The organism is Glutamicibacter sp. 363 (assembly GCF_052379505.1).
GTDB lineage: Bacteria > Actinomycetota > Actinomycetes > Actinomycetales > Micrococcaceae > Glutamicibacter.
Genome location: NZ_JBQSYR010000009.1, coordinates 115100 through 135689 on the forward strand (window position 1 = coordinate 115100; position 20590 = coordinate 135689).

The 20590-nt window shown below is 58.0% G+C and carries 17 protein-coding genes and 1 pseudogene; 11 read left to right on the top strand and 7 right to left on the bottom strand.

Annotation, left to right across the window (positions count from 1 at the left end):
- Positions 1–339 precede the first annotated feature (339 nt).
- The 5 genes from ACT3UA_RS07365 (at position 340) to ACT3UA_RS07385 (ending at position 7342) form a co-directional block, all read left to right on the top strand.
- A complete protein-coding gene (locus ACT3UA_RS07365; protein ID WP_444615789.1) occupies positions 340–1086 on the top strand; it encodes a TetR/AcrR family transcriptional regulator in 747 nt (248 codons plus the stop codon).
- A 183-nt stretch (positions 1087–1269) separates the two neighbouring features.
- Positions 1270–1884: a hypothetical protein gene (locus ACT3UA_RS07370; RefSeq protein WP_105569724.1), complete on the top strand. Its 615-nt coding sequence runs from the start codon at positions 1270–1272 to the stop codon at positions 1882–1884.
- A 36-nt stretch (positions 1885–1920) separates the two neighbouring features.
- Positions 1921–2745, top strand: coding sequence for a hydroxymethylpyrimidine/phosphomethylpyrimidine kinase (locus ACT3UA_RS07375; protein ID WP_105553472.1), 825 nt, complete (start codon positions 1921–1923; stop codon positions 2743–2745).
- A gap of 337 nt (positions 2746–3082) precedes the next feature.
- Positions 3083–3571, top strand: a complete 489-nt coding sequence (locus tag ACT3UA_RS07380; RefSeq protein ID WP_444615792.1) for an FBP domain-containing protein — start codon at positions 3083–3085, stop codon at positions 3569–3571.
- A gap of 528 nt (positions 3572–4099) precedes the next feature.
- Positions 4100–7342, top strand: a complete 3243-nt coding sequence (locus ACT3UA_RS07385) for a S8 family serine peptidase (protein WP_444615794.1) — start codon at positions 4100–4102, stop codon at positions 7340–7342.
- 136 nt (positions 7343–7478) lie between these two features.
- Here the strand turns inward: ACT3UA_RS07385 and ACT3UA_RS07390 are convergent, their stop codons facing one another.
- The 4 genes from ACT3UA_RS07390 to ACT3UA_RS07405 form a co-directional block, all read right to left on the bottom strand.
- Entirely contained in the window at positions 7479–8708 is a 1230-nt protein-coding gene (locus ACT3UA_RS07390) for a glycoside hydrolase family 3 protein (RefSeq protein ID WP_181150404.1), read from the bottom strand.
- Positions 8709–8733: 25 nt separating this feature from the next.
- Entirely contained in the window at positions 8734–10053 is a 1320-nt protein-coding gene (locus ACT3UA_RS07395; protein WP_105650133.1) for a Y-family DNA polymerase, read from the bottom strand.
- Positions 10043–10459, bottom strand: coding sequence for a LexA family protein (locus tag ACT3UA_RS07400; protein ID WP_096285532.1), 417 nt, complete (start codon positions 10457–10459; stop codon positions 10043–10045). Before ACT3UA_RS07400 ends, ACT3UA_RS07395 begins: the two co-directional genes overlap by 11 nt.
- Before the next feature lie 78 nt (positions 10460–10537).
- Positions 10538–11662, bottom strand: coding sequence for a glycosyltransferase 87 family protein (locus ACT3UA_RS07405; RefSeq protein ID WP_146114049.1), 1125 nt, complete (start codon positions 11660–11662; stop codon positions 10538–10540).
- A gap of 322 nt (positions 11663–11984) precedes the next feature.
- Between ACT3UA_RS07405 and ACT3UA_RS07410 the strand changes: the two genes are divergently transcribed.
- The 4 genes and pseudogenes from ACT3UA_RS07410 to ACT3UA_RS07425 all read left to right on the top strand — a co-directional run bounded on the left by ACT3UA_RS07410 (position 11985) and on the right by ACT3UA_RS07425 (position 13957).
- A complete protein-coding gene (locus ACT3UA_RS07410; protein WP_444615798.1) occupies positions 11985–12842 on the top strand; it encodes an NAD(P)H-binding protein in 858 nt (285 codons plus the stop codon).
- Between the two features lie 67 nt (positions 12843–12909).
- Complete coding sequence (locus ACT3UA_RS07415; protein WP_444615800.1) at positions 12910–13473, top strand: hypothetical protein; 564 nt, start codon at positions 12910–12912, stop codon at positions 13471–13473.
- Positions 13400–13669: pseudogene (locus ACT3UA_RS07420) on the top strand (hypothetical protein); the annotation flags it as partial. The gene ACT3UA_RS07415 and the pseudogene ACT3UA_RS07420, both read left to right, overlap by 74 nt.
- A 42-nt stretch (positions 13670–13711) precedes the next feature.
- On the top strand, positions 13712–13957 hold the full coding sequence (locus ACT3UA_RS07425; RefSeq protein ID WP_444615816.1) for a hypothetical protein: 246 nt from the start codon (positions 13712–13714) through the stop codon (positions 13955–13957).
- A gap of 617 nt (positions 13958–14574) precedes the next feature.
- Here ACT3UA_RS07425 and ACT3UA_RS07430 read toward each other — a convergent pair.
- Entirely contained in the window at positions 14575–15852 is a 1278-nt protein-coding gene (locus ACT3UA_RS07430) for an NAD(P)/FAD-dependent oxidoreductase (RefSeq protein ID WP_444615802.1), read from the bottom strand.
- 310 nt (positions 15853–16162) lie between these two features.
- On the opposite strand from ACT3UA_RS07430, the gene ACT3UA_RS07435 reads away from it, so the two are divergent.
- The gene (locus ACT3UA_RS07435) at positions 16163–17359 is read left to right on the top strand and encodes a hypothetical protein (protein WP_444615804.1); all 1197 of its coding nucleotides are present in this window, start codon (positions 16163–16165) and stop codon (positions 17357–17359) included.
- A 73-nt stretch (positions 17360–17432) separates the two neighbouring features.
- Here the strand turns inward: ACT3UA_RS07435 and ACT3UA_RS07440 are convergent, their stop codons facing one another.
- Positions 17433–17624: a hypothetical protein gene (locus ACT3UA_RS07440; RefSeq protein ID WP_444615806.1), complete on the bottom strand. Its 192-nt coding sequence runs from the start codon at positions 17622–17624 to the stop codon at positions 17433–17435.
- A gap of 774 nt (positions 17625–18398) precedes the next feature.
- Entirely contained in the window at positions 18399–19583 is a 1185-nt protein-coding gene (locus ACT3UA_RS07445; RefSeq protein ID WP_444615808.1) for a histidine kinase, read from the bottom strand.
- A gap of 312 nt (positions 19584–19895) precedes the next feature.
- On the opposite strand from ACT3UA_RS07445, the gene ACT3UA_RS07450 reads away from it, so the two are divergent.
- Positions 19896–20570, top strand: coding sequence for a response regulator (locus tag ACT3UA_RS07450; protein WP_444615810.1), 675 nt, complete (start codon positions 19896–19898; stop codon positions 20568–20570).
- Positions 20571–20590: the final 20 nt, after the last annotated feature.

Genomic DNA, 20590 nt, shown 5'->3' on the forward strand with positions numbered 1-20590 from the left:
AAAATGTTCCTCGTTAAAAGTGGTTCGCCAAGACTCCGCGTGGACCGACACCCAGATACCAGCAACTCTTCGCTGATCTGTGGTTATGTGCCGGAGCGCTGTCCCGCTGTATTAGCACTTGCCTTGCCAGTATCCCACGGAGCCATCACAAACTCACCGTGACCTGCTTCACGGCAACCGGAGTTTGATATCCATGAAATTTTCAATCAGCTATCTCACCTTGTGTTCTTCAAAATATGAATTTGAGGAACCAAAAATGGCAGTGACTCGCTCCGCACGCTTCAGCGTAATCAGACTTGATTTTTGAACGCGTTCAATACTTGGATACACTTGACCCGTATGGAAATTATTCGCGAGCCAACGCAGCTCAAAGAACCGCGTACCGGCAAGGGCCAGCAGACCAAGGCCAAATTGCTTCGCACAGCTCTGGCGGCTTTCGCCGAAGACGGCTACCAAGCGGCGAGCATGCGCGCCATCGCCAACCGGGCCGGAGTTTCCCTGTCGCACGCCTACTATTACTTCCATTCCAAAGAAGACATCGTCCTCGAATTGCTCCTATCCTTGCGGGCGGAGCAATACGCGCTATGCAATGGCCAACTCGACGACGGCAACACCTTGGAAGCGAATATCCATACGGTCTTCAACTCAAATCTGCAGGTGATGGAGAAGTACCACGATTTCGGGCCGGCATTCTTGAAGGTCTTGCTCTCGCGCGATCCCGAAAACAGTGAACTGGCTCAGCTTGAGATGTCGCTGTGGGAACGCGCGGTCGCTGGCGCGCGGCCACTTCCCCCGCTAGGTATTCGGCGTGAGCTGCCAAGGTTCCTCTGGCTGCTGTCCAGACAGGTATTCTCCGCTTGGGCCTACGACAGTTCACCCGATCAGCGACGTTCGCGAGCGCTGATGCGCAACGTCGCTCCCGTCGTCGGCAAGTTTGCAATCCTCTGCCGCCTGCCGGTGGTGCGTTCCCTTTTCGAAGATGTGCTCGCCCTGATGGATTCCAGCGGTGACCAAAATGCGGAACGTGGCAGTACCGCCACCGAAACAAGCCGCCAGTCGAACATCACCAAGGCAAAGGCCTCGTAGCAGCTGGCCTTGGTGTAATTTGGGCGGTTGCCGCCCCTTCCTCCATGGAAGCGCTCGATCCGCTGGGTCCGTGGCATCGCGGGGCGCAGGTTCCGCTTCATGGTTCCGTGCTCGTCGCCTTTAAGGCGTAAAGTCGAAGTACCGACCTAATTACTTCCGAGATGCTTAGGAGCGAATCTCACGATGAGCGGAACTGCGACTCCCCTGCCGGAGTGGACTGAAGGCTACGCACTCCTACGCGACCGCATCGCCTCATTCCCTGGCCCAGATCAGTTGCGCTCGGTTGATCTGAACGGCGACGATCCTGAACTTTTACGTTATTGGCCCAGAAACGACTGGGTTCCAGCCAACGAGTATCGTCGTGTCATCCTGCTCGGGGCGCCGAATCCGGCAGTTGCCTCTTCGCTCAGTTCGGCCGGTTGGCATGAAACCGCAACGCTGAACCTCCTGGCAGCCAAACCGGAGGACGTAGAGCAGGTCGTCAAGCTGGCCGAGACATCGACCGCCTTCGAAGCTCCCATGGACAACTACGACGTAGTTGAGGTGGCCGAATTCGATCGCCCGGTAGCGCGCGGACGAATGCATTATGGTTCAACTTTTGGACTCTTGTCCGACCCGGATCTGTACGCACCAACGAACCCGGATTTGGCGCGGCGCGCAGTACTGGCAAATTTTGCCGGAGCCGCTTACAGCCATGATTTGCCATGGATTCTTCTGGTTGCCGCCGCGGAACATTCCGAAGCGATGACAGAAGGCTGGTCCAAAGCCACTAAAATCAGCATTTGGCAGCAAAGCTAAACACCTATTCAATCCGTACTACCTTCAATTGGGACTATGACTACTACAATCAACACCCCAGGCCCAGCCCTGACCTTGACCATTGCCGGTTCGGAAGCCACCGGAGGCGCCGGAGCGCAGGCAGATTTGAAGACCTTCCAAGAGCTAGGCACCTACGGAATTGTTGCCCTGACCTGCATTGTGTCATTCGACCCGAAGGCCTCGTGGAATCACCGTTTCGTGCCGGTAGAGCAGCAGGTCATCGCCGACCAGCTCGAAGCCATCCAAACCTGCTACGAGGGCCAACTAGGCACCGTCAAGCTTGGCATGATGGGATCACCAGCTACGATCAACACCGTTGCCACCGCACTGAAATCCCAGCAGTGGAACAACGTGCTGTTGGATCCGGTGCTGATCTGCAAGGGCCAGGAACCAGGGCACGCGCTGGACACCGACGAAGCGCTGAAATCGAACCTGCTGCCGCTGGCAAGCTTTGTCACCCCAAATCACTTCGAAGCCGAGCAGCTCTCCGGACTGAGCATCAACAGCGAGGATGACCTTGTTGCGGCCGCCAAACAGATCCATGCCATTTCCGGTGCCGCAGTCCTGGCCAAGGGCGGCGTGCGCATTGCCGGCGAAGACGCAATCGATGTCTTCTACGACGGAACCACCCTCGAAGTGCTGCGCGAAAAGAAGATCGGCGAGGTTGCCGTCTCCGGCGCAGGATGCTCGCTCGCTGCAGCGGTGACCGCCGAGCTGGCCAAGGGTGCGACACCGCTGGAAGCGGCGCGCACCGCCAAGGCTTTTGTTACCGAAGGCATCCGCAACCGCGTCGCCGGAAACACCCCCTTCGATGCGCTCTGGCAGGGCGGCCGACGCTAACAGCACTTGCGTCGTAGCAGGCAAAGGCCACATCTGCGGGTGTGGCCTTTGCTATGATTGGAAAATCGCGGCTCCAGCTTGAGCCTGGAGACCACACTGTAAAGTCGTTGCGTGCTCAGGGCACGCGGTAGGGAGGTCGGCTATGCAAGCCACTTCGATGCCTTCCCCGTTCGTCCCCTCGACGGACGGGTAGCTTCCAAACACCGCTCCAACGCCATAGGCGTTGCAGGCGTTTAATTGTGTTGCTCTGCCTGTTTTCTGTTGCCGATGGGACATGCCCTTTCCCCGCAACTCTCTGCGCGCGCCGTACGCCCGCAGATCTCTTTAAGGACCTGCAATGCAGCCATTGACAGAAAAAACCATTCGCTCCTCCTTCCTCAACGCCAGTCGCAGCGAGACGAAGAAACTGACCTTGCCGGAAAACTTCTCGGCGCTGGACTGGGAAAATCTCGAGTACCTTGGGTGGCGCGATCCCAAGATGCCGCAGCGCGGTTATCTCATCCACAGCAATCCAGCCGGCCAGATTCGGGCGCTGTTGCTGCGCTCGGCCGATGGACTGCGAAAACGCAGTAGTGTCGCCATGTGCGATATCTGCCGGGACGTAAATATCCCTTGCTACGTGAGCATGTTCAGTACCCGCCGGGCAGGGCAACCGGGCCGCGACGGCGATACCTTGGGCACCATGATCTGCGCAAACTTCGAATGCTCGACTAACGTGCGGATTCCCCCGCCAAAGAACCCGATTTATCCGGACCCGATGGTGGTAGTGGCCGAACGGATCAAGTTGCTCGAGGAACGGGTCAACAGCTTCGTCGACCGCGTTTAAGGTCCATTTCCCATAACTGCTTCGCAGCTTCACGGGCGGATGCAACGGGCTCTGCATGAGCACATTGCGTCCGCTCGTTTTGGGCTGGGGCTTCGCCAAGGACTCCGACGGCTACTAATCTCACCCGAGTGATGAAATCCCCTACCCGGGAGTAACACTTGGTTAATAATTTCTAAAAAATAGAGAACCACTAGGCGCTTAGTACGTCGAGTTTCGGTTGGTGATCCGGGGTTTTGGGTGTGAAGCATATGCAAAATGTTTTTAGCTGAAAAATATCACTATTCAATAACCCCTTGATATATGACGTGGGTCACTTAGGATTCCTCAGTAGGAGACTCGACGTTTCAGCGGACGTCGGCCCCGGTCATCACTCAACGCGCACCGACCTGCCGCGAGTGAAACCGTCGCATCTTCACACGGAAGCATCCCGCTTCCTGTTCAGCTAGGAGAATCATGGTCACTCGGCGCAATCCACGATTGCCGCGCCTCATTCTGGGATCAGCCACCGCTTTAGCATTGGCTGTCACGATGACAGGTCCGGCATCAGCTGCCAACATCCCGCAACCATCTGACGGAGAGAATGCAGCTTCCCTGCCAATAGTTAAAAGCCAAACTCTTGCAGACCTGAAGGTCAGCGGCCAGCTGGCGAAGTCCTCCGGCGAGGTGTCGGTATTCGTCCAGCTCGAAGGAGACGGCGCTTACCAGGAGGTCAAAAAGTCCGGAAAGAAAAAAGACAAGGCAAAGGTCAAATCGGTCCGATCCCAGGTTAAAGCCAAGGGTAAGGAGCTAGCCAAGGAAGCCAAGTCCGAGGTCATCTACACAACGTCCAACGCCTTGCGGGGTGTCGCGCTTACCGGTGATGCCAAAGAGCTACGCGCGCTGGCCGAACGCGGAGATGTCGCAAAAATCAGCGCCATCGTGCCGAAATCTCCAACTAACCGCGGCGCCGTCATCGATACCGAGGCTATCGACGCGTGGACCGCGTTGGACACCACCGGCGAAGGCGTAAAAATCGCCGTGCTGGATACCGGTGTAGATTACACGCACGCCGGCTTTGGCGGCCCCGGAACCATCGAGGCTTATAAGCAAGCACAGGCTTCAGCTGAACTCCCGACGGCGGATTCCGGCCTCATCGATTCAAAGAAGTTCATTGGCGGTTGGGACCTGGTCGGCGATGACTACAACGCCAACCCAGACGCCCCGGACTACCAGCCGATTCCAAATCCCGACCCTAACCCGCTGGACTGCGAAGCCGCAGGACACGGATCCCACGTGGCCGGTTCGGCTGCCGGTTATGGCGTCAACGCGGAAGGTTCCACCTTCACCGGCGATTACGCTTCGCTGACCGCCGATGAGGTAGCCACGATGAAGGTCGGCCCGGGCACCGCCCCGGAGGCGCAACTGATCGGCATTCGCGTCTTCGGTTGCGGCGGTTCCTCCGCCGTAGTCGGCCAGGCTCTTGACTACGTGCTTGATCCAAACGGAGACGGCGACTTCGCAGACCGCGCCGATGTGGTCAACATGTCCCTCGGCTCGGATCACTCCCCCGTCCAGGATCCGGAAAATGACATTGTCGATGCGCTCTCCGAGGCTGGAATTCTCTCCGTCATCGCCTCGGGCAATGCCGGGGACGTGACCGATGTCGGCGGCTCGCCGGGCAACTCGCGTTCCTCGCTGACCGTCGCCAACTCCGTTGGCTCGCAGGTCACCCTGGATAAGATCCAGATCGATGCGCCCGAGGGCGTTGCCGGAACCGCCGCCGGCCAGTACTCGGCAAACTTTAATTACACCGCGGCCGATCCGGCCGACCTGAGCGGCGAAGTGGCCATGGCTCCGGCCGATAACGCTTTCGGCTGCTCGGCCTTTGAACCAGGATCACTGGAAGGCAAGTGGGTTTGGCTGCAGTGGAGCGAGAACGGCGAATTCCCTTGTGGATCCGGCGCACGCTTCAACAACGCCGAAGCCGCCGGTGCCACCGGCGTCCTGTTGGATGCTGAAACCAACCTCTTCGATGCCGGAATCGCCGGCAACGCCACCATCCCCGGCGCCCAGTTCACGCTGGACTACTCCAATAAGCTGCGTCCAGCGGCCGACGCTGGCGAGCTGCAGGTCACCTTGGATGCTTCGTTTGTGGGTGCCGCTTCGGGCGACTCCGGAGTCAAGGACACCCTGAACTCCTCCTCGTCGCGTGGCGTACATGGTTCGAACGGCGTGGTGAAGCCCGATGTTGCGGCCCCCGGCACGCAGATCGGTTCGGTAGGCGTTGGTACCGGCAACGGACCGGCAGTCATGTCCGGCACCTCCATGGCAACCCCAATGGTTGCCGGTGTGGCGGCCCTGGTGATGCAGGATAAGGAGCTCACCGCCGCGCAGGCCAAGAGCACCATCATGAACACCGCGGCAGCCGATGTCCTCGCGGCAAATGGCAAGGCCTATGGTCCAAACCGTGTAGGCTCGGGCCGCGTCATGGCCGAAGCTGCCTTGTCCACCCCGGCCATCGCCTACGATTCCGAGGCCGCGGATCTGACAAGCGTCGTCTTCGGAGTGCTTGAAATCGACGGCAAGAAAACGTTTACCGATTCACGTTCAATCACCGTGGAGAACACCAGCGACACGACGCAGACCTACGAGGTCGACTACGTGCCAGCTACCGAGATCCCGGGCACCAGCTTCACGCTGGACCGCCAGAGTCTCACCCTGGCTCCGGGAACCTCGCAGAACATCGAGGTCACCCTGAGCGTGGATCCAGCCACATGGACCAAGACCCTGGATCCGACCATGGACAGCGCCCAGTCGGGTCTGGCCCGCGCATGGGTTTCCGATGCCAGCGGTCGCGTCGAGCTCACCAGCTCGGAGGCTCCAACCTTGCGCGTCCCGGTTCAGGCAGCTCCAAAGCTCTCTGCCGATATGTCCGCTTCGGTCAAGAAGCTGAAGAAGGGCGAGAACACCACCGAGCTGAAGCTCAAGGGCAAGGATGTCCGCGCGGGCGAAGGCGCCACCGAGGTAGTCTCGCTGCTCGGCGCATTTGAATTGGGTGCTTCCAGCGAACGCGGGCCGAAAACCATGGACAGCGTTCCAGGGGCCCGCTCGATGGATCTGCAGCACGTTGGCGCTTCAAGCACCGCACCGGGAACCGGCGTGGCCGATGGCCTGCTCAACGTGGGCATCTCGACCTGGGGGAACTGGGCGCATCTAGCCGGCGGCACCGAATTGGATGTCAACATCGACACCAATGGCGACGGCGAAGCCGACTTCGTGACCTTCACGACCGCGCTCGACGGAATCGATCTTGACCTCGCTGCCACCTTCGATTTGAAGACCGGCGAACAGGTGGATCTGCAGCCGGTCAACGGGGTGCTTGGAGATGTTGACACCAACAGCTTCGACACCAATGTGGCAGTCTTGCCGGTATCGCTTGCGGCGCTCGGCCTGGATGAGGATTCCACCGAAATCTCCTACAGCGTCTCCAGTTTCTCCTGGTACCACACCAATGACCAGGGGGCGATGATCCCGGTGGATCAGACCGACTGGGTCACGTTCGATATTGCCGAACCTCAGGTTGATTTTGGGGCTCAGGGTTCGCTATTCACCGATCTGAACGGCACCAAGCTCCCGGTCACCGTGGCAGAGCCTTCCGTTGCTTCCAAGGCGTTGTTGCTGCACCTGCACAACAGCACCGGCACGCTCGGCGAGAAGAAGAACCAGACCGGAGACCGTGCACAGGTCCTGGAAATCACCAAGGGTGGCAAGAAAGGAAACGGCAAGGGTTAAACCTCACCTGAGCTAAGCGTCTGAGCTTGATCGCGCAGACCTTCAATCTAGACCCGGGCGTTCCCTAGCGAGTAGGGTTTCGCCCGGGTCTTCCCTTGTCTCAAAAGGCTTTGCTGCCCGGAAAATGGGCCGATCATTACCTCTGCAGGCGAAGCTTTTCGGCAAGAATCAAGATTGCCGCCTCGCGGACCTGCCCCGCCAGCTCTTCGTCTTCGCCGGACTGCGTGGCCAGCGTTTCAGCCATGGTCAGCGCCTTGCTTTCATTCACGCACAGTGGCATGGTGCCACCGGCCCGAACAAACTTCACCGCACGCTGGCCCACCGGAACCGCGGAAACCTGTTTGGCGTCGCAGAGGTCATCGGAAATGATGAGCCGCTCGTAGCCCAAGTCCTCCCGCAGCAGACCGGTGACGATCTTCTTCGAGAATGGTGCGTCGTTTGCCTTATCGAGCCGGGTGTATCTGGCGTTCGAAATCATCACCCAGGCCAAGTCCTGGTCTACCGCCGCCGCAAAAGGTTCAAGGTCGGTGCTGTCGTCACCGACTTTTGCGTCGGTCACCTGCGCATGGGTATCCGTATTCAGAGAGACCCTGCCCAGTCCCGGGAAGTGCTTAACCACCGGTTGCACTCCGGCCTCGGCCAGCTCCTCATTAACAATCAGCATGGCGGCCGCGGCATCCCCCGCATTGTTGGCGTATTGCCGCCCGAACTTGCCAATGGGCGCGTTGCCTGTACCCAGGCTTGCCGGTACCACATCTGCAACCGGTGCGAGGTTTACGTTGATTCCAGCGTCGGCTAGCTCTCCGCCCAGCTCGGAGATTTCCGCACCAAGCCTCTTCGCATCCCAAGCACCCTGCTCCAATGCGGTGGGCAGCTCGGAGAAGCCCTGCCCCTGAAGGACCCGGACGAACCCGCCTTCCTGGTCGGTGGCAACCCAGACGGGCAGGTCCGCTGGAACATTTGCGGCCAATGAGTCATGCAGTTCCGCGACGTGGCTGGAAATCTGCGCATGCGAGAGTTGCGAACGGCCACGCAGGAACACATTGGAGATCCCTTGCTGCTTGAGCGCCTGGATCTGCGCGGCAGAAGCCCCGTCGGCCGATACGCCAGCCATCACGAGGCTGCCGGCCTGCTCGGCAAGGCTCATCTCGTCGGCGAGCGCTTCGGCCTTCTCGCGCAGTTCTTCCTGTGGATCTGCTGCTGTCGGACTCGGCGTGGGTGCTGCAGAGCCCGGCGTTTGGGTATTCGGATTGCTTGATTTGCCGGGCTCGGGCCGGTCGGCGGTGCCAGTGGGGGCCGTGCACCCGCTGAGCAGCAGGGTGCCGAGCAGGCCCAGTCCCAAAGTTCGACGAAGCGCAGTATTCATATTCGACATTCTGCCACCGAAGACTTCACGCTTGCACGATGAGCAGCTCGTCCCAGTCGGTGGTGTAGCGCTGTGACATATGTTCGCGCTTCATCGACCATTCGGGATCCTTGGCAATACCGGCCCGTCCTAAACCGATGGCCTTGGCCCCGAAGCGTTGGGATACCTGCTGCACCACGTCGCTCACGTTGATCTTCTCGGACTCCTGCGCACTGTGCGAATCGAGCAGTCCCAAATCGAGTTCTTCCGCCCCCGGGTGGTCGCTGAGCCCCGAGAGGATGACTCCCCCACGTACATAGTCGATCCCGGGTGCCATCAGCTCACTCATCGCATCGACCGCGATTCGGGTCAGCGTGATCGGGTCTCTGGTGGGCCGGGCCAGCCGTACCTGAGCGGTGGGAAACGAGGCCGCCGAGTTCGCAAATCTACTGGTTCCGGCGGTGACTGTCAGCAGGCTGGCATAGCGTCCTTCGCGTGCCAAGCGGCTTGCCGCCTTCTGCGCGTAGATCGACATGACATCCGCCATCGCTTCGCGCGTGCGAACCGGTGTGGAGAAGGAACGAGTGAACATCACCTGGCCCTTGTCCGATCGCTCTTCGATCGGCCCGATACAGCGCTTCCCGTTCAGTTCCAGCACGGTGCGTTGGAGCACCACCGAAAACTTCTTGCGAATCACTTGCGGATCAGCGGCGCGCAGCTGGGCGATGCTTTGGATTCCCATGCCGGTCAACTTCTCGCCGGATTTCTTCCCCACACCCCAGACGTCGGTCGCGGGAACCTGCGACATGATCTTGTCCACTTGGTCCGGTTCCATCAGCCCTTCGATGCACAACCCGCGCATATGTGGATTGTGCTTGGCAATATGGTTTGCGAATTTTGCAAGTGTCTTCGTTGCAGCGACGCCGACGCACACCGGCACGCCGATCGACTGGTCGATTGCCGCACGGATCTGCGCGGCGGTGCTCCGCACCTGTTCAAGGGTTCCATTCAATCCGACAAATGACTCGTCGATGGAATACACCTCATGCCAGGTGCCGAAGCGGCCAAGCAGTTCCATGACGCGAGCAGACATGTCGCCGTAAAGTTCATAGTTGCTAGAGCGAACCGCGAGGTTATGGCTTTGCATATAGCGACGCACTTTGAAGAACGGTTCACCGGTGGCTATCCCCAGGCCTTTGGCCTCTTGCGACCGAGCTACCACGCACCCGTCATTGTTTGATAGGACGACCACCGGTCGGTTCCGCAGCGAGTGGTCGAAGGCGCGCTCGCACGAGACATAGAAGTTGTTCACGTCCACCAGCGCCACGTGGTCACTCTGCTCAGAAGCTCCCGGCTCAGCGGACATGGTGCAGGCACCTAGTGATCACGCCAAAGACTTCAACTTCATCGCCCTCCGTGAGCACTACCGGTAGCGGCGACTCGTCGCTGAGCAAGCTGACATGCGCTCCGTCAACTTGCCAGCGCCGCACCAGCATCTGCCCATTCAGGCTCACCACAACCACCGATCCGTGTTTCACGCTCAGCGAGCGGTCCACGATAATTTCGTCGCCGTCGTAGATTCCGGCCGAATGCATCGAGTGGCCAGCTACCCGCATGATGAAGGTGGCAACCCGGTCATGGACGAGCAACCTGTTCAGGTCGAGCCCGCCGTCAAAATAATCTCGCGCAGGCGAGGGGAAGCCCATGGCGGAGACCGCCTGCACCGGACCTTGGGTTGCCCCCGGGGGCATCACCGAGTCAGCATCGCTCACCTAGACACCACCCTTAGCTAGAACAAACTTTCGAATACTAAGAATTGTACAGCGCTTGCCGACCCCTAGTTACCCGGCTCAGGAAAGCAGACTGGCGGGCTCCGCTTTGCTGGCTTGCCGCGTGCTTACCAAGGAAATAGCAAGACACAAGAGTTGCACCAGCACGGGCACCGCGGGAAGTATGTAGCACCAAACTGGCAATTCCCCATCCGGGAAATATCCAGCGAACGCCACGATCTTCTTGGCCCCAATCGACAACACGACGTAGCACAGCACCATGGAAATCAGCATCGTGCGACGCAGCACCGGGGCGAAGCGCAGGGCCAAGACGGTCCAGGCGAACGTCATCACCGGCAACCACACCCAGTGGTGGGACCAGCTCACCGGAGAGACGAGCAACGGACAGGCCGACGCCACACCGAGCAGGACCACCCGATCCACCTTCTCATGCAACTTCCAGAGCAAAATGACGAAGGAAAGGCCCACACCCAGGGCCAGCACGAGCCATACCAAGGACGGAGCATTGAGTCGCTCAAGCATTCCCTGAAGCGAGACATTGTCGATGTAGCCCACATTGCCCACACGCGATGGATCCTGCACCACGTCTAGCCAGTAGTCCAAGGTGTTCTGCGTTTGAAAAAGCAAGCCAACAACCTGGGTACCAATAAATGTTGCTACCCCGACCAGCACCGCACGCCACTTGCGCATTGCGAAAGGCAGAATCAGTAGTGCAATAGGGGTGAGCTTAATGCCGGCGCAGATACCCACCGCAATCACGAACGGCATCAATGACTTGTAGCGCACGAAGGTCAGATAACAGGCGCCAAGTATCAAGATGTTGATCTGGCCAAACCACACCGTGTCCCGGAAGGGAGCGGACATCAGCATCAGGCACGTCAATGTTAATGGCGTGATAACAGGAGCCAAGGTCGGCCATTTCTGCACAACCCGGGCAGAGAGATCTTTTGCGACAAGGTAGGTCAGAATGATCGAGGCGGCCATGGTGAGCGAGACCGAAACCCAGTAAGGGAAAAACGCCATGGGCAGAAACAAAATAGCCGCAAATGTGGGGTAGGTAAATGGCAAACCCGGCGCATTCGCTGGACCGACGAATGGACCGTAGAGAGCTTCGGGCTCACGCAACAGCGTCAGTGCGCCTTCACGATACACCGACAGATCCCAACCGGTTGGTTCGATAGCCACGAGAACACTAATCAAAGCCGCGACCAGCAGAATCTCAAGGATTGCAGTGCCTGGATGTACCTTACGAAAAATTGAAGACCGAATCTTCTTGCACCCTTCTATGGTGATCAATATGGGTCAATCCAACGCGAATGCCCCTGCGACCCGCACTCCGCCGTCAACAAGACCGCGACCCAAGGCACACAACCAGTCTATTTTATCGATTTATCCGCAACCGCGGACCACGCGCCTCTTCATCAAGCACATAACTCGCCTTGCAAGCCCTAGGGTTAGTAGCAGGGCTCCACTAATGGTGCCATCCGACCAACAGAAGAGGCGCCGAATGAAGATACTGTTGATCAGCTGCGGAGATGTCGCCACCGAAGCAGGCTTACGCTTCCTGGCCGCGGGCCACCAGGTCACCGCATGGCGCCGAAACGGCGGCAAACTTCCGCCCTCTTTCACCGGACACAGCGTAGACCTTCTCGAACCAGAAGCCTGGCCGAAGATAGATCCGGAAACCGACATCGTACTTTTGACTCCGGTTCCCGCCACCCGAGATGTCGACGGATACGACCGGGGCTATCTGCAAGTAGCGCGTCGCCTCGTCGAGACACTGGTCACCTCATGCCCCGGCCTGCAACGACTTATCTATGTCTCTTCTTCCGCGGTCACCGGCGGTACGGAAGGCCAATGGGCCAACGAATCATCACCGCTAGCCCCGACTCGCCCCACATCGCAGATCCTGGCCGAAACCGAGCTATTGCTGGCCGATAGTGGTCTGCCGCTAACGATTCTCCGAGCTTCAGGAATCTATGGACCGGGACGCACGCGACTGATCGACCTGGTGCGCAACGGGACCGCACGACTTCCCCGAACCTCTCATTGGACCAACAGAATCCACCGCGATGATCTTGCCGCGGCGATCGTCCATGTCGCCGCACTCGGAAATAGAGCCGAGGACCTTTATTTAGCCACCGACAGCGAACCGGCTCAGCTTGCTGACGTATACCGCTTCCTCGCCGAAGAGCTCGAAGAAAAATCTCCCGAGATCGAAGCAGAAAGCCACGCTTCTCGTCGGGCCGCGGACCGCAGGCTGAACAACGCCCGTTTGCTCGCTTCTGGATTCATCCCCCGATTCCCTAGCTACCGCGAAGGCTACAAATCAATTCTTGCCGGCGACTCCACTCGCCACGAGTAGGTAACGCTAGAAGTTTAATTCTCAAGCCACCTATCCTTTTGTGGATTTCGGCTGAAAGAATGAAGGAATGACATCCAGATGGACTACTCGAATCGGTTGGGAACAGCTGCCTGGTCATGTACGCGGCGCAGTCAACGAAATACTCGACTCCCCAGTAGTCGAAGCAACCGGCCAACAAGGTGGCTTCTCCCCAGGAACAGCTGATCGAACACTCACCGCCAACGGGCGCAGAGCATTCGTCAAGGCAGTCGGAGAGCCTCTGAATAAAGAATCTCCACGCATCCACCGGGCTGAGGCAAAGATCGCCGCATCGTTGCCCGATACCTTACCGGTGCCAAAGCTCATTGGTTCCTACGATGCCAACAGCTGGGTAGCGCTGGTGTTTGAAGACATCGCTGGCAGCCATCCGCAAACTCCATGGGTTGCTACCGAGCTCACCGTCGTGTTGAATTCGCTGCAGAAACTCAGCGACCTTGAAGTTCCCGACTCCTTGTCTCAGCTACCAAAACTCCACACAGAGCTTGCATCTGATTTCTCCGGCTGGGAACGGATTCATGATGACCCACCCCGCACTTTGGATCCGTGGGCCAGCGAAAACCTTCAGCGACTTCGGGATCTCGCTCGCATCTGATTTCTCCGGCTGGGAACGGATTCATGATGACCCACCCCGCACTTTGGATCCGTGGGCCAGCGAAAACCTTCAGCGACTTCGGGATCTCGCTCGCATCGGGCTTACGCACCTCGAAGGGCAAACGTTGGTTCACTCGGATATTCGTTCAGACAATATCTTGCTAACCGACGAACACGTCGCAATCCTCGTGGATTGGCCTTGGGCTTGTCTTGGCGCCCCTTGGTTCGACGCTTTATCAGTGCTGCTCAATGCGCGCGTGCACAATAGCGAATTCGACGTGGACACGATAATCCAGAACCACCAGGTATTCGCAACCATGACCCCCGAATGCGTTGATGGATTTTTAGCTGGCATGGCCGCATATTTCATCGATAGTGCGCGACTCCCCGCGCCGGCACGCCTTCCTACCCTGCGCGCATTTCAACAAGACCAGGGCGATGCCGCCATTTCTTGGCTTCGCGACCGGCTGTCCGCCACCAGCTAGTCAGCAGTCAGTTAGTTGAGCACTTTCGATGTCCATGCTGTGCGACTACCAGCGTCAAAAATATTCAGCACCCGCTCAGTTGCGAGCGAGTGGCAGATCACCGCCTCAAGCACTGGACGCATCGCCGAGACTTCGAACGTGTCAATCAGCTCGGTTGCGAATCGGCGAGATCCACAAACTTTCAGCTCGCGTAAACGCCGGCCGGACAAGCTCACCAGAGCCGAGCCACGTTGCAGGTCATCCAGCCGAGTTATAGTTCCCTCTCAGCGCACGGTGTGCCATACACCCTGGGGATCCGATATAGCTCCGGAGGCCTCGACCCCAAGCTCAATGCCCACATTTACTGCCGCCTGCCTGGCACAACGCCCTTGGCCGTGTCGGCCGACGCACCGGCTGCTACTGATACGGCTCGAAGCTGCAGGTCCGCAATTCAGACATGCGCTGCCCATCGGAGCCAAGTAGTCACGGCACCCAGCATGCGAATTGCGCCGGCGCAGAAATATGTTTGCCGATCCGGATCGATCCGGACAGGCTACACAGCCATCGATGCGTTCTCAATTGCAGGGCTCACATGAATTGACTACCGGGCCGGTGCTTTTGCACCTATGCGCCCTGGTTTAGAACCCCTTGCGCAACGGGTTGAAGTGACGTGCCAAGCTAGGCACCGTCTGGCCGGTAATCTGCGCGGCAAGAATTTTGCCGGTCAACGGGCCAAGGGCGACGCCCCACATGCCATGACCGCCTCCGACCGAGATACGCGAAGATTCGGTTTGGCCGACCAGAGGTAGCCCGTCCGCGGTGCATGGGCGTCCGCCCACCCACTCTTCCTTGCGATTCTCCCAATTGATTCCCTGGTACACCGGTGCGGCAGCGGCGACGATGGCCTCGATGCGCTTCGGCTCGAGTTTGTGGTTCACGTCCCGGAATTCCATGGTCCCGGCAATGCGGAAGCGATCTCCCAGGGGGGTGCAGGCCACGCGCTGGGCCGGGAAATAAATTGGGTGAGTTGGCATGTCTTCAGGCTCTACGGTGAAGGAATAACCGCGTCCCGCCTGAACCACCACGTTGACGCCAAACTTCTTGGCCAGATCTGTCATCCACGCGCCAGTGGCCATTACTACGTGATCCGCGGTGATCGCACGCCCCTCCGAACCAACCACGGTGACCGATGCACCGTTATCGCGCACGTCGGTGACGTTGAAGGAACCGATGATGTCGCCACCACGGGCGATCACGGATTCCGCCAGCGAATCCATGAACTTAGGCGGGTTAATATAACGCTGGTTCTTGATGGCAATACCAGCCGCGACGCTGTTGGACAGTGTCGGTTCGATGGTGCGCAGTTCGTCACCGCTCAACAGGTCGAATTCGACCTTGCCGCCGGTCTTGTGGATCATCTCAAATTCGTGCAGCAACCCTTCCCGGTCTTTAGCGGACGTGAATCCGGCGAGGAATGGATCCGCGGGCTTGGTCTTTTCGGCTACGCCCGCTCCGGCCGTGGTGGCCTCTGCGATCTCGTCAAAGGAGTCCAGCCCGTTGGTGCCGATCTCGGAGAAGACGCGCATGGACTGCTCCCACTTCTTGGGAGTGGAATGCCAAGTGAAACCGAGCAGGAAGCGCAAGAGCTTTGCGTCGGCCTTCAGCGGGATGTACAGCGGAGAAGCCGGGTCGAACATCATTTTCAGACCACTGGAGAAGATCGACGGTTCGGCGATCGGCAAGGTCAGTGCTGGGGTCAGCCATCCAGCGTTGCCCCACGAAGACCCGGACGCTACACCGCCACGATCAACCACGGTTACTTTGACGCCTGCCTCTTGCAGGTACCAAGCCGTCGACAGTCCAACGAATCCGGCGCCAACAATAACAACATGATCCGGTGCTGGTGTTACCGCCATGGGCTACTCTCCTAGAACGACTTTTGAGGCCCGCATGCGGAGCCATATACCTTCACTCTCGCGCGAACAGAAAGGAAAATCAACGGGCACTGAGGATTCAACGGTGACCGCAACCACACAACTAAGTGGTCTGCATTTTCTGCGGCAAGTCCACCTTCTTCCCGTATAAAATACGTAGCTTTTAGGCTATCCCTGCGGTATCCCCCAGAGCTGGTTCTCCCAAGGATCGTCCGGCCTCGCCGGGCGGAGCGCCCTGCGTAGACTGGAAGTAACGACCTTTTCCCGCATAGCGAAGGAACAGCAGTAGATCATGGCATCACGTAAGCCCGCCAAGAAGAAGGCCTCCACAGGTCACCCAGCTCGACGTCCGGGAGGGAGCAGTGCCCCCTTCGAATCCGAGGTTCGCCAGGCTCTGCAGCCCTTCAAGTCGCAGCTGTTCCGCCACTTCCAAGAAGAAGACCAGCCGGCCAGCGAAACTCGCGCCGGCCTGGAGGGTTTGACTACCCTGCTGATCGCGCACGCGCAGTTGCGCAATAAAGTCGACGTGACCACCCTGGACCCCACCGTTCTCGGTGAACAACTAGGCCACCTTTCCTCACTGGGCAAAGAGGTCTCCGAAGCGAGCGCGGCGATCTTCAAGCATTACCTGACCTTCTTGGGCACCACTGCGAACTTCGGCGGTAGCGTCGAGGAATTCAAGGAGACCTTTGAATTCCTCTCCCGCATGGCCGGTGATTCGCCGATCGTGGTCCCCTTCATGGATGACGAGGAAGCTAACGCAGTCCTGGAGGCGATGCCATTCGTTTTCGCGGCACGTGAGCTGATCGAGTGGGTTGGAGACGGCAAGCCAAGCGACCCCTCCGGAATGATCAGCGGACAGACGCTCCAGGAAGCCGCCGGCGCGCTGGGACTCTTGGTCTCCGTCGATGAACCCGCCGCCCAAGGCACCAATGCCTGGGAACCCGAAGACGGCACAGTTGTTTCGGATCTTGCCTCCATCCCCCGACTCGCGGCCTACTGGGATGCTTTGATCGGCACCGCGATGCTTCGCTACAGCGCACCGAATGCGGTCCCTACCGAATCACTGCGAGAGGCCCTGCTAGCCTCCAGCGGACCGGGTGCTCGTCTGGTCAAGGAACTCATCGCAGAGATCATCTATTCGCATGTGCTGATCACCACCTTGCAAATTCCCGGACAGGCACAGGTTGCCGAGATGGTTGCTGGGCTATTGACCCATGCGGCCTCCTCGAAGCCACCACGCACAGAATTCGCTCTGCAGATCCCTTCCGAAGACGATCTGCCTGTTGAACAGCATCACCTCATCACGAGCCTCGAAGAGTCCGTCCCACGGGTTGAAGCGATCTTGCGGACCTTTGAACGCGAAGGAATGCTGAAACTTGAGGAAGAAATCACCGTCCCGGTGATCCTGCGCGCGGCATTGGAACGTGCGCTATCCAAGGTGTCGGATCACCTGCTGGAGAACGACCCTGTCGGCATGACTGAGTAACTGGGCCAAAACACCGGAGGGGTGGGAAACGCATCGCGTTTCCCACCCCTCCGGTGTCTAAGCACTGCGAAGCCTAGATGCTGCCCGTAGCGAATTCGGCCGCGTGGCGTGGAATGCGTCCGAACCACGCATCCGCGCCAGGCTTTCCCACGTTCACTACAAAGAATGACTGGTTTCGACCATCGGTGTTTACGATTGCGTCAACGGCAGAGTTGTCGAACCCGGCCATTGGGCCTGCTGCAAAGCCGACGGCCTGAACTGCCATGGTGAAATACCCGGCCTGCAATCATGCACTATGGCTGCCCACAGCTGCGCGCATGCCCTGATCACCAAGCATCGCCTTGCATTCCGGGGCGTGAGGGAAGAAAGACGCGAACCCTTCGTGCCACTCGGTTTCGACAGGAAGGATCGCAAAGACCGGCGCATTCAGTGCCTTTTGCTTATTGGTTCCCGCCATAGTCTCAGAGATCTCTTGGCGAGCGTCCGCACTCTTCACCTAGGCGATGCCGCGTCGGCTGGGTATCCATGAGCGTTGGCCCCATTTTCATGGTCTCGTAAGTAGCTTCAAGCACTTCATCCGAAACCGGTTCATCGCTGAAGGTGTTTGCGTTGCAGGCTTCGAAAAACAGTTGATCCGCCGCTTCCGACCCAATGCTCAGCGATTCGCGGGGCTAGTTTTCAGCCTGAACCAACATGTGATGCCCACTCTCGAATGACAATAGGATTCAAGAGGCTTAGCAGGAAAGCTCGATGGGGTCATCCCGAAATCGGGGAGTGGTATACAGCGCTCTGAGGCTGAAGGTGATTATAAAAGGTACGTCGCGCCACTAACGAACTCAGGCGTGCGATGGGGGCACAACGCCGAAGAAAGATCAGTTCATCCATGACGCAACGTACCTTTTAATCACTGCGGAACCCTTGATGATGCCACTCGCAAAACATCACCAATTTCCCTGCGGTGATCGGTCTTCACCGATACGTATATAACTTATCGCGATTACAAGAATTCCGAAATCATACTTAAGTAGGAGGGTAGGGCTCAGAAGGGGATGCTGGCACTAAGTATCCACTGATCGTTCACAACGCTAGTGCTGAACCGCCCGCCGAAGGCATTCATGCGATCCTTCATACCGATCAGCCCGATTCCACCGCCGGAGAGCTCCTCTCTCGTGGAATGCGAATTCGGCATCTGATTAGTCATTTCAAGAACAGCATTCGGCCCTACGATCTCCAAACACATGGTGCAGGCTCCTCCCCGACGACCATGTTTGATGATATTGGTCGTCGCTTCCTGCATAACCCGATATAGCGCGGTCTGCGCAGATCTCGGGAGCGCCGAAATGTTCTCGCCCGTGTGAGATGTCACTTCAAATCCAGACTCATGCAATCGTTGAGAGAAGATCTCCACGCCCTGGACCGCATAAACAGTTGTCGCCGCCGGCTTGTCGACACCGGACCCAGGCGAGCCACTCATCGTTCCGTCGGTCCGCAAGACGTTTAGCATCAGGCGCAAATCATGCAATGTTTCGGTACTGAGCTTTGCGATGATGTCGATTGCCTCGATGGCCGCTTGCCCATTATTGGCGAACTTTGCAGCTTTGGACTGCATGGCCACAACGGTAATATCGTGCGCGACGATATCGTGCAGGTCGCGCGCAATATTCTTGCGTTCGCGCTCAACGGCAATCTTGCTCTGCTCACTGTTCTCCTGCATCTGCCGAATCGCATTTAGATTTCGTTCGCGCAAGTTGAAAATGCTGCGGGCCAGGATATAGGCCAACAGGGCAAGCGGAACGAAAATCACCAGCAAGATGGCGTCCTTGCCTGCCCTAACTCCGTATTGCCCCATCCACACGAATAGCATCACCAGATACCAGTTACGCACCAGTGAAGATGCAACCGTCGCCGCGAGGACACTGAAGATAACGAGCGAGAAGACCAGCCATAGCAAGAGGCCGCCATCCCAGAAGAAGAAAAAGAGCGTGGCTAGATACATGCCGAGCGAGGTGGCAACCCATCGCATTCCGATCGCCAATGAGGCGGACAGCAGCAACCCAACGGCCACCCCGCGAATAACGCTCGAGGACGAATTATCAATCCCGTCCTGAAGCAAGGTGTATCCCTCAGTCGCTGTAATGGCGACAAAGGCGAGAATACCCGTCCAGACGACAACGCCCCGACCAGCAAAAAGCTTAGTCAGGGCGGTTTTTATTCGCAGTCTCATATGCGGAATACTTTACCTGGTTGCGGGTAAAGTCAAATATGCCGCTAACCGCAAGCGTAGCCGTAATTCTCGCACACCCATTTAGAGAAGTCAGTGCCCCAACCGGCAGGATTCGCAACGCCCGATGAAGAATAGGTAGGTTCTGCCACTGGTGCCGCCATAGCAGGCGCGGCAAACGCCAACGGAGTTGCCGCCAGCGCGGCCACCGCCAAGATCTTTAAAGCTTTCATTTCAAACCCCAAACTCTTGAACTTATATACTTCGATTCATGCCAGGTTGGTTCTTGTGCCAACCACCGTTCAAAGGACTCCAATGGAACAGATTAAGGTGCTCATCGTCGATGACGAGCCGCTGATTCGGCATGCGCTTAGCACGATCCTAGCAACTGATCGTCGAATTGTGACCGTTAATACTCAAGAAAATGGTGAAGGTGCGGTTAATTATTGTGAAACAAATGATGTAGACGTTGTTCTTATGGATTTGCAAATGCCAATTATGGACGGGATTGAAGCGACCAAAATTATCAAGGCCGCCCAAAACAGCCCAGCAGTCCTTGCAATTACGGCCTTTTCGTCTGATGACTATCTAGTTCCGGTCCTCATGGCCGGAGCCAGTGGCTACCTCGTGAAGGACACGGAACCGGCCGAAATCATCGCGGCAGTCCATGCCGTTCACCAAGGTTCGGCGGCTATCTCCCCGTCGGTTTCTTCTGATCTAATCTCCGCTGTAAAAAACGTCTATAGTAAATCGCTCGACATTGCAGGACTCATCGAAGATCTCGGACTAACTAATCGCGAAATGCAGATATTGGATCTTTTGGCAAAGGGATTCAATAATACGGAAATTAGCCGACAGCTCGTGATCTCCGAGGCAACGGTGAAAACCCATATGGCGAAAATCTTCATGAAGCTCGAAGTACGCGACCGTGTGCAGGCACTTGTGGCCGCAGCCAGGCTAGGACTCGTCGAGATCTCCCGCCAAGCCTAGAGTTGTGAACTCGGCCTCTT

What these genes read in the sequence shown, in the direction of transcription:
- ACT3UA_RS07390 (WP_181150404.1), bottom strand. Translation starts at nt 8,708, where the DNA reads ATGAATACTGCGCTTCGTCGAACTTTGGGACTGGGCCTGCTCGGCACC.
- ACT3UA_RS07375 (WP_105553472.1), top strand. Translation starts at nt 1,921, where the DNA reads ATGACTACTACAATCAACACCCCAGGCCCAGCCCTGACCTTGACCATT.
- ACT3UA_RS07370 (WP_105569724.1), top strand. Translation starts at nt 1,270, where the DNA reads ATGAGCGGAACTGCGACTCCCCTGCCGGAGTGGACTGAAGGCTACGCA.
- ACT3UA_RS07435 (WP_444615804.1), top strand. Translation starts at nt 16,163, where the DNA reads ATGGCATCACGTAAGCCCGCCAAGAAGAAGGCCTCCACAGGTCACCCA.
- ACT3UA_RS07395 (WP_105650133.1), bottom strand. Translation starts at nt 10,053, where the DNA reads ATGTCCGCTGAGCCGGGAGCTTCTGAGCAGAGTGACCACGTGGCGCTG.
- ACT3UA_RS07440 (WP_444615806.1), bottom strand. Translation starts at nt 17,624, where the DNA reads ATGGCAGTTCAGGCCGTCGGCTTTGCAGCAGGCCCAATGGCCGGGTTC.
- ACT3UA_RS07365 (WP_444615789.1), top strand. Translation starts at nt 340, where the DNA reads ATGGAAATTATTCGCGAGCCAACGCAGCTCAAAGAACCGCGTACCGGC.
- ACT3UA_RS07415 (WP_444615800.1), top strand. Translation starts at nt 12,910, where the DNA reads ATGACATCCAGATGGACTACTCGAATCGGTTGGGAACAGCTGCCTGGT.
- ACT3UA_RS07380 (WP_444615792.1), top strand. Translation starts at nt 3,083, where the DNA reads ATGCAGCCATTGACAGAAAAAACCATTCGCTCCTCCTTCCTCAACGCC.
- ACT3UA_RS07430 (WP_444615802.1), bottom strand. Translation starts at nt 15,852, where the DNA reads ATGGCGGTAACACCAGCACCGGATCATGTTGTTATTGTTGGCGCCGGA.
- ACT3UA_RS07450 (WP_444615810.1), top strand. Translation starts at nt 19,896, where the DNA reads ATGGAACAGATTAAGGTGCTCATCGTCGATGACGAGCCGCTGATTCGG.
- ACT3UA_RS07410 (WP_444615798.1), top strand. Translation starts at nt 11,985, where the DNA reads ATGAAGATACTGTTGATCAGCTGCGGAGATGTCGCCACCGAAGCAGGC.
- ACT3UA_RS07445 (WP_444615808.1), bottom strand. Translation starts at nt 19,583, where the DNA reads ATGAGACTGCGAATAAAAACCGCCCTGACTAAGCTTTTTGCTGGTCGG.
- ACT3UA_RS07385 (WP_444615794.1), top strand. Translation starts at nt 4,100, where the DNA reads ATGACAGGTCCGGCATCAGCTGCCAACATCCCGCAACCATCTGACGGA.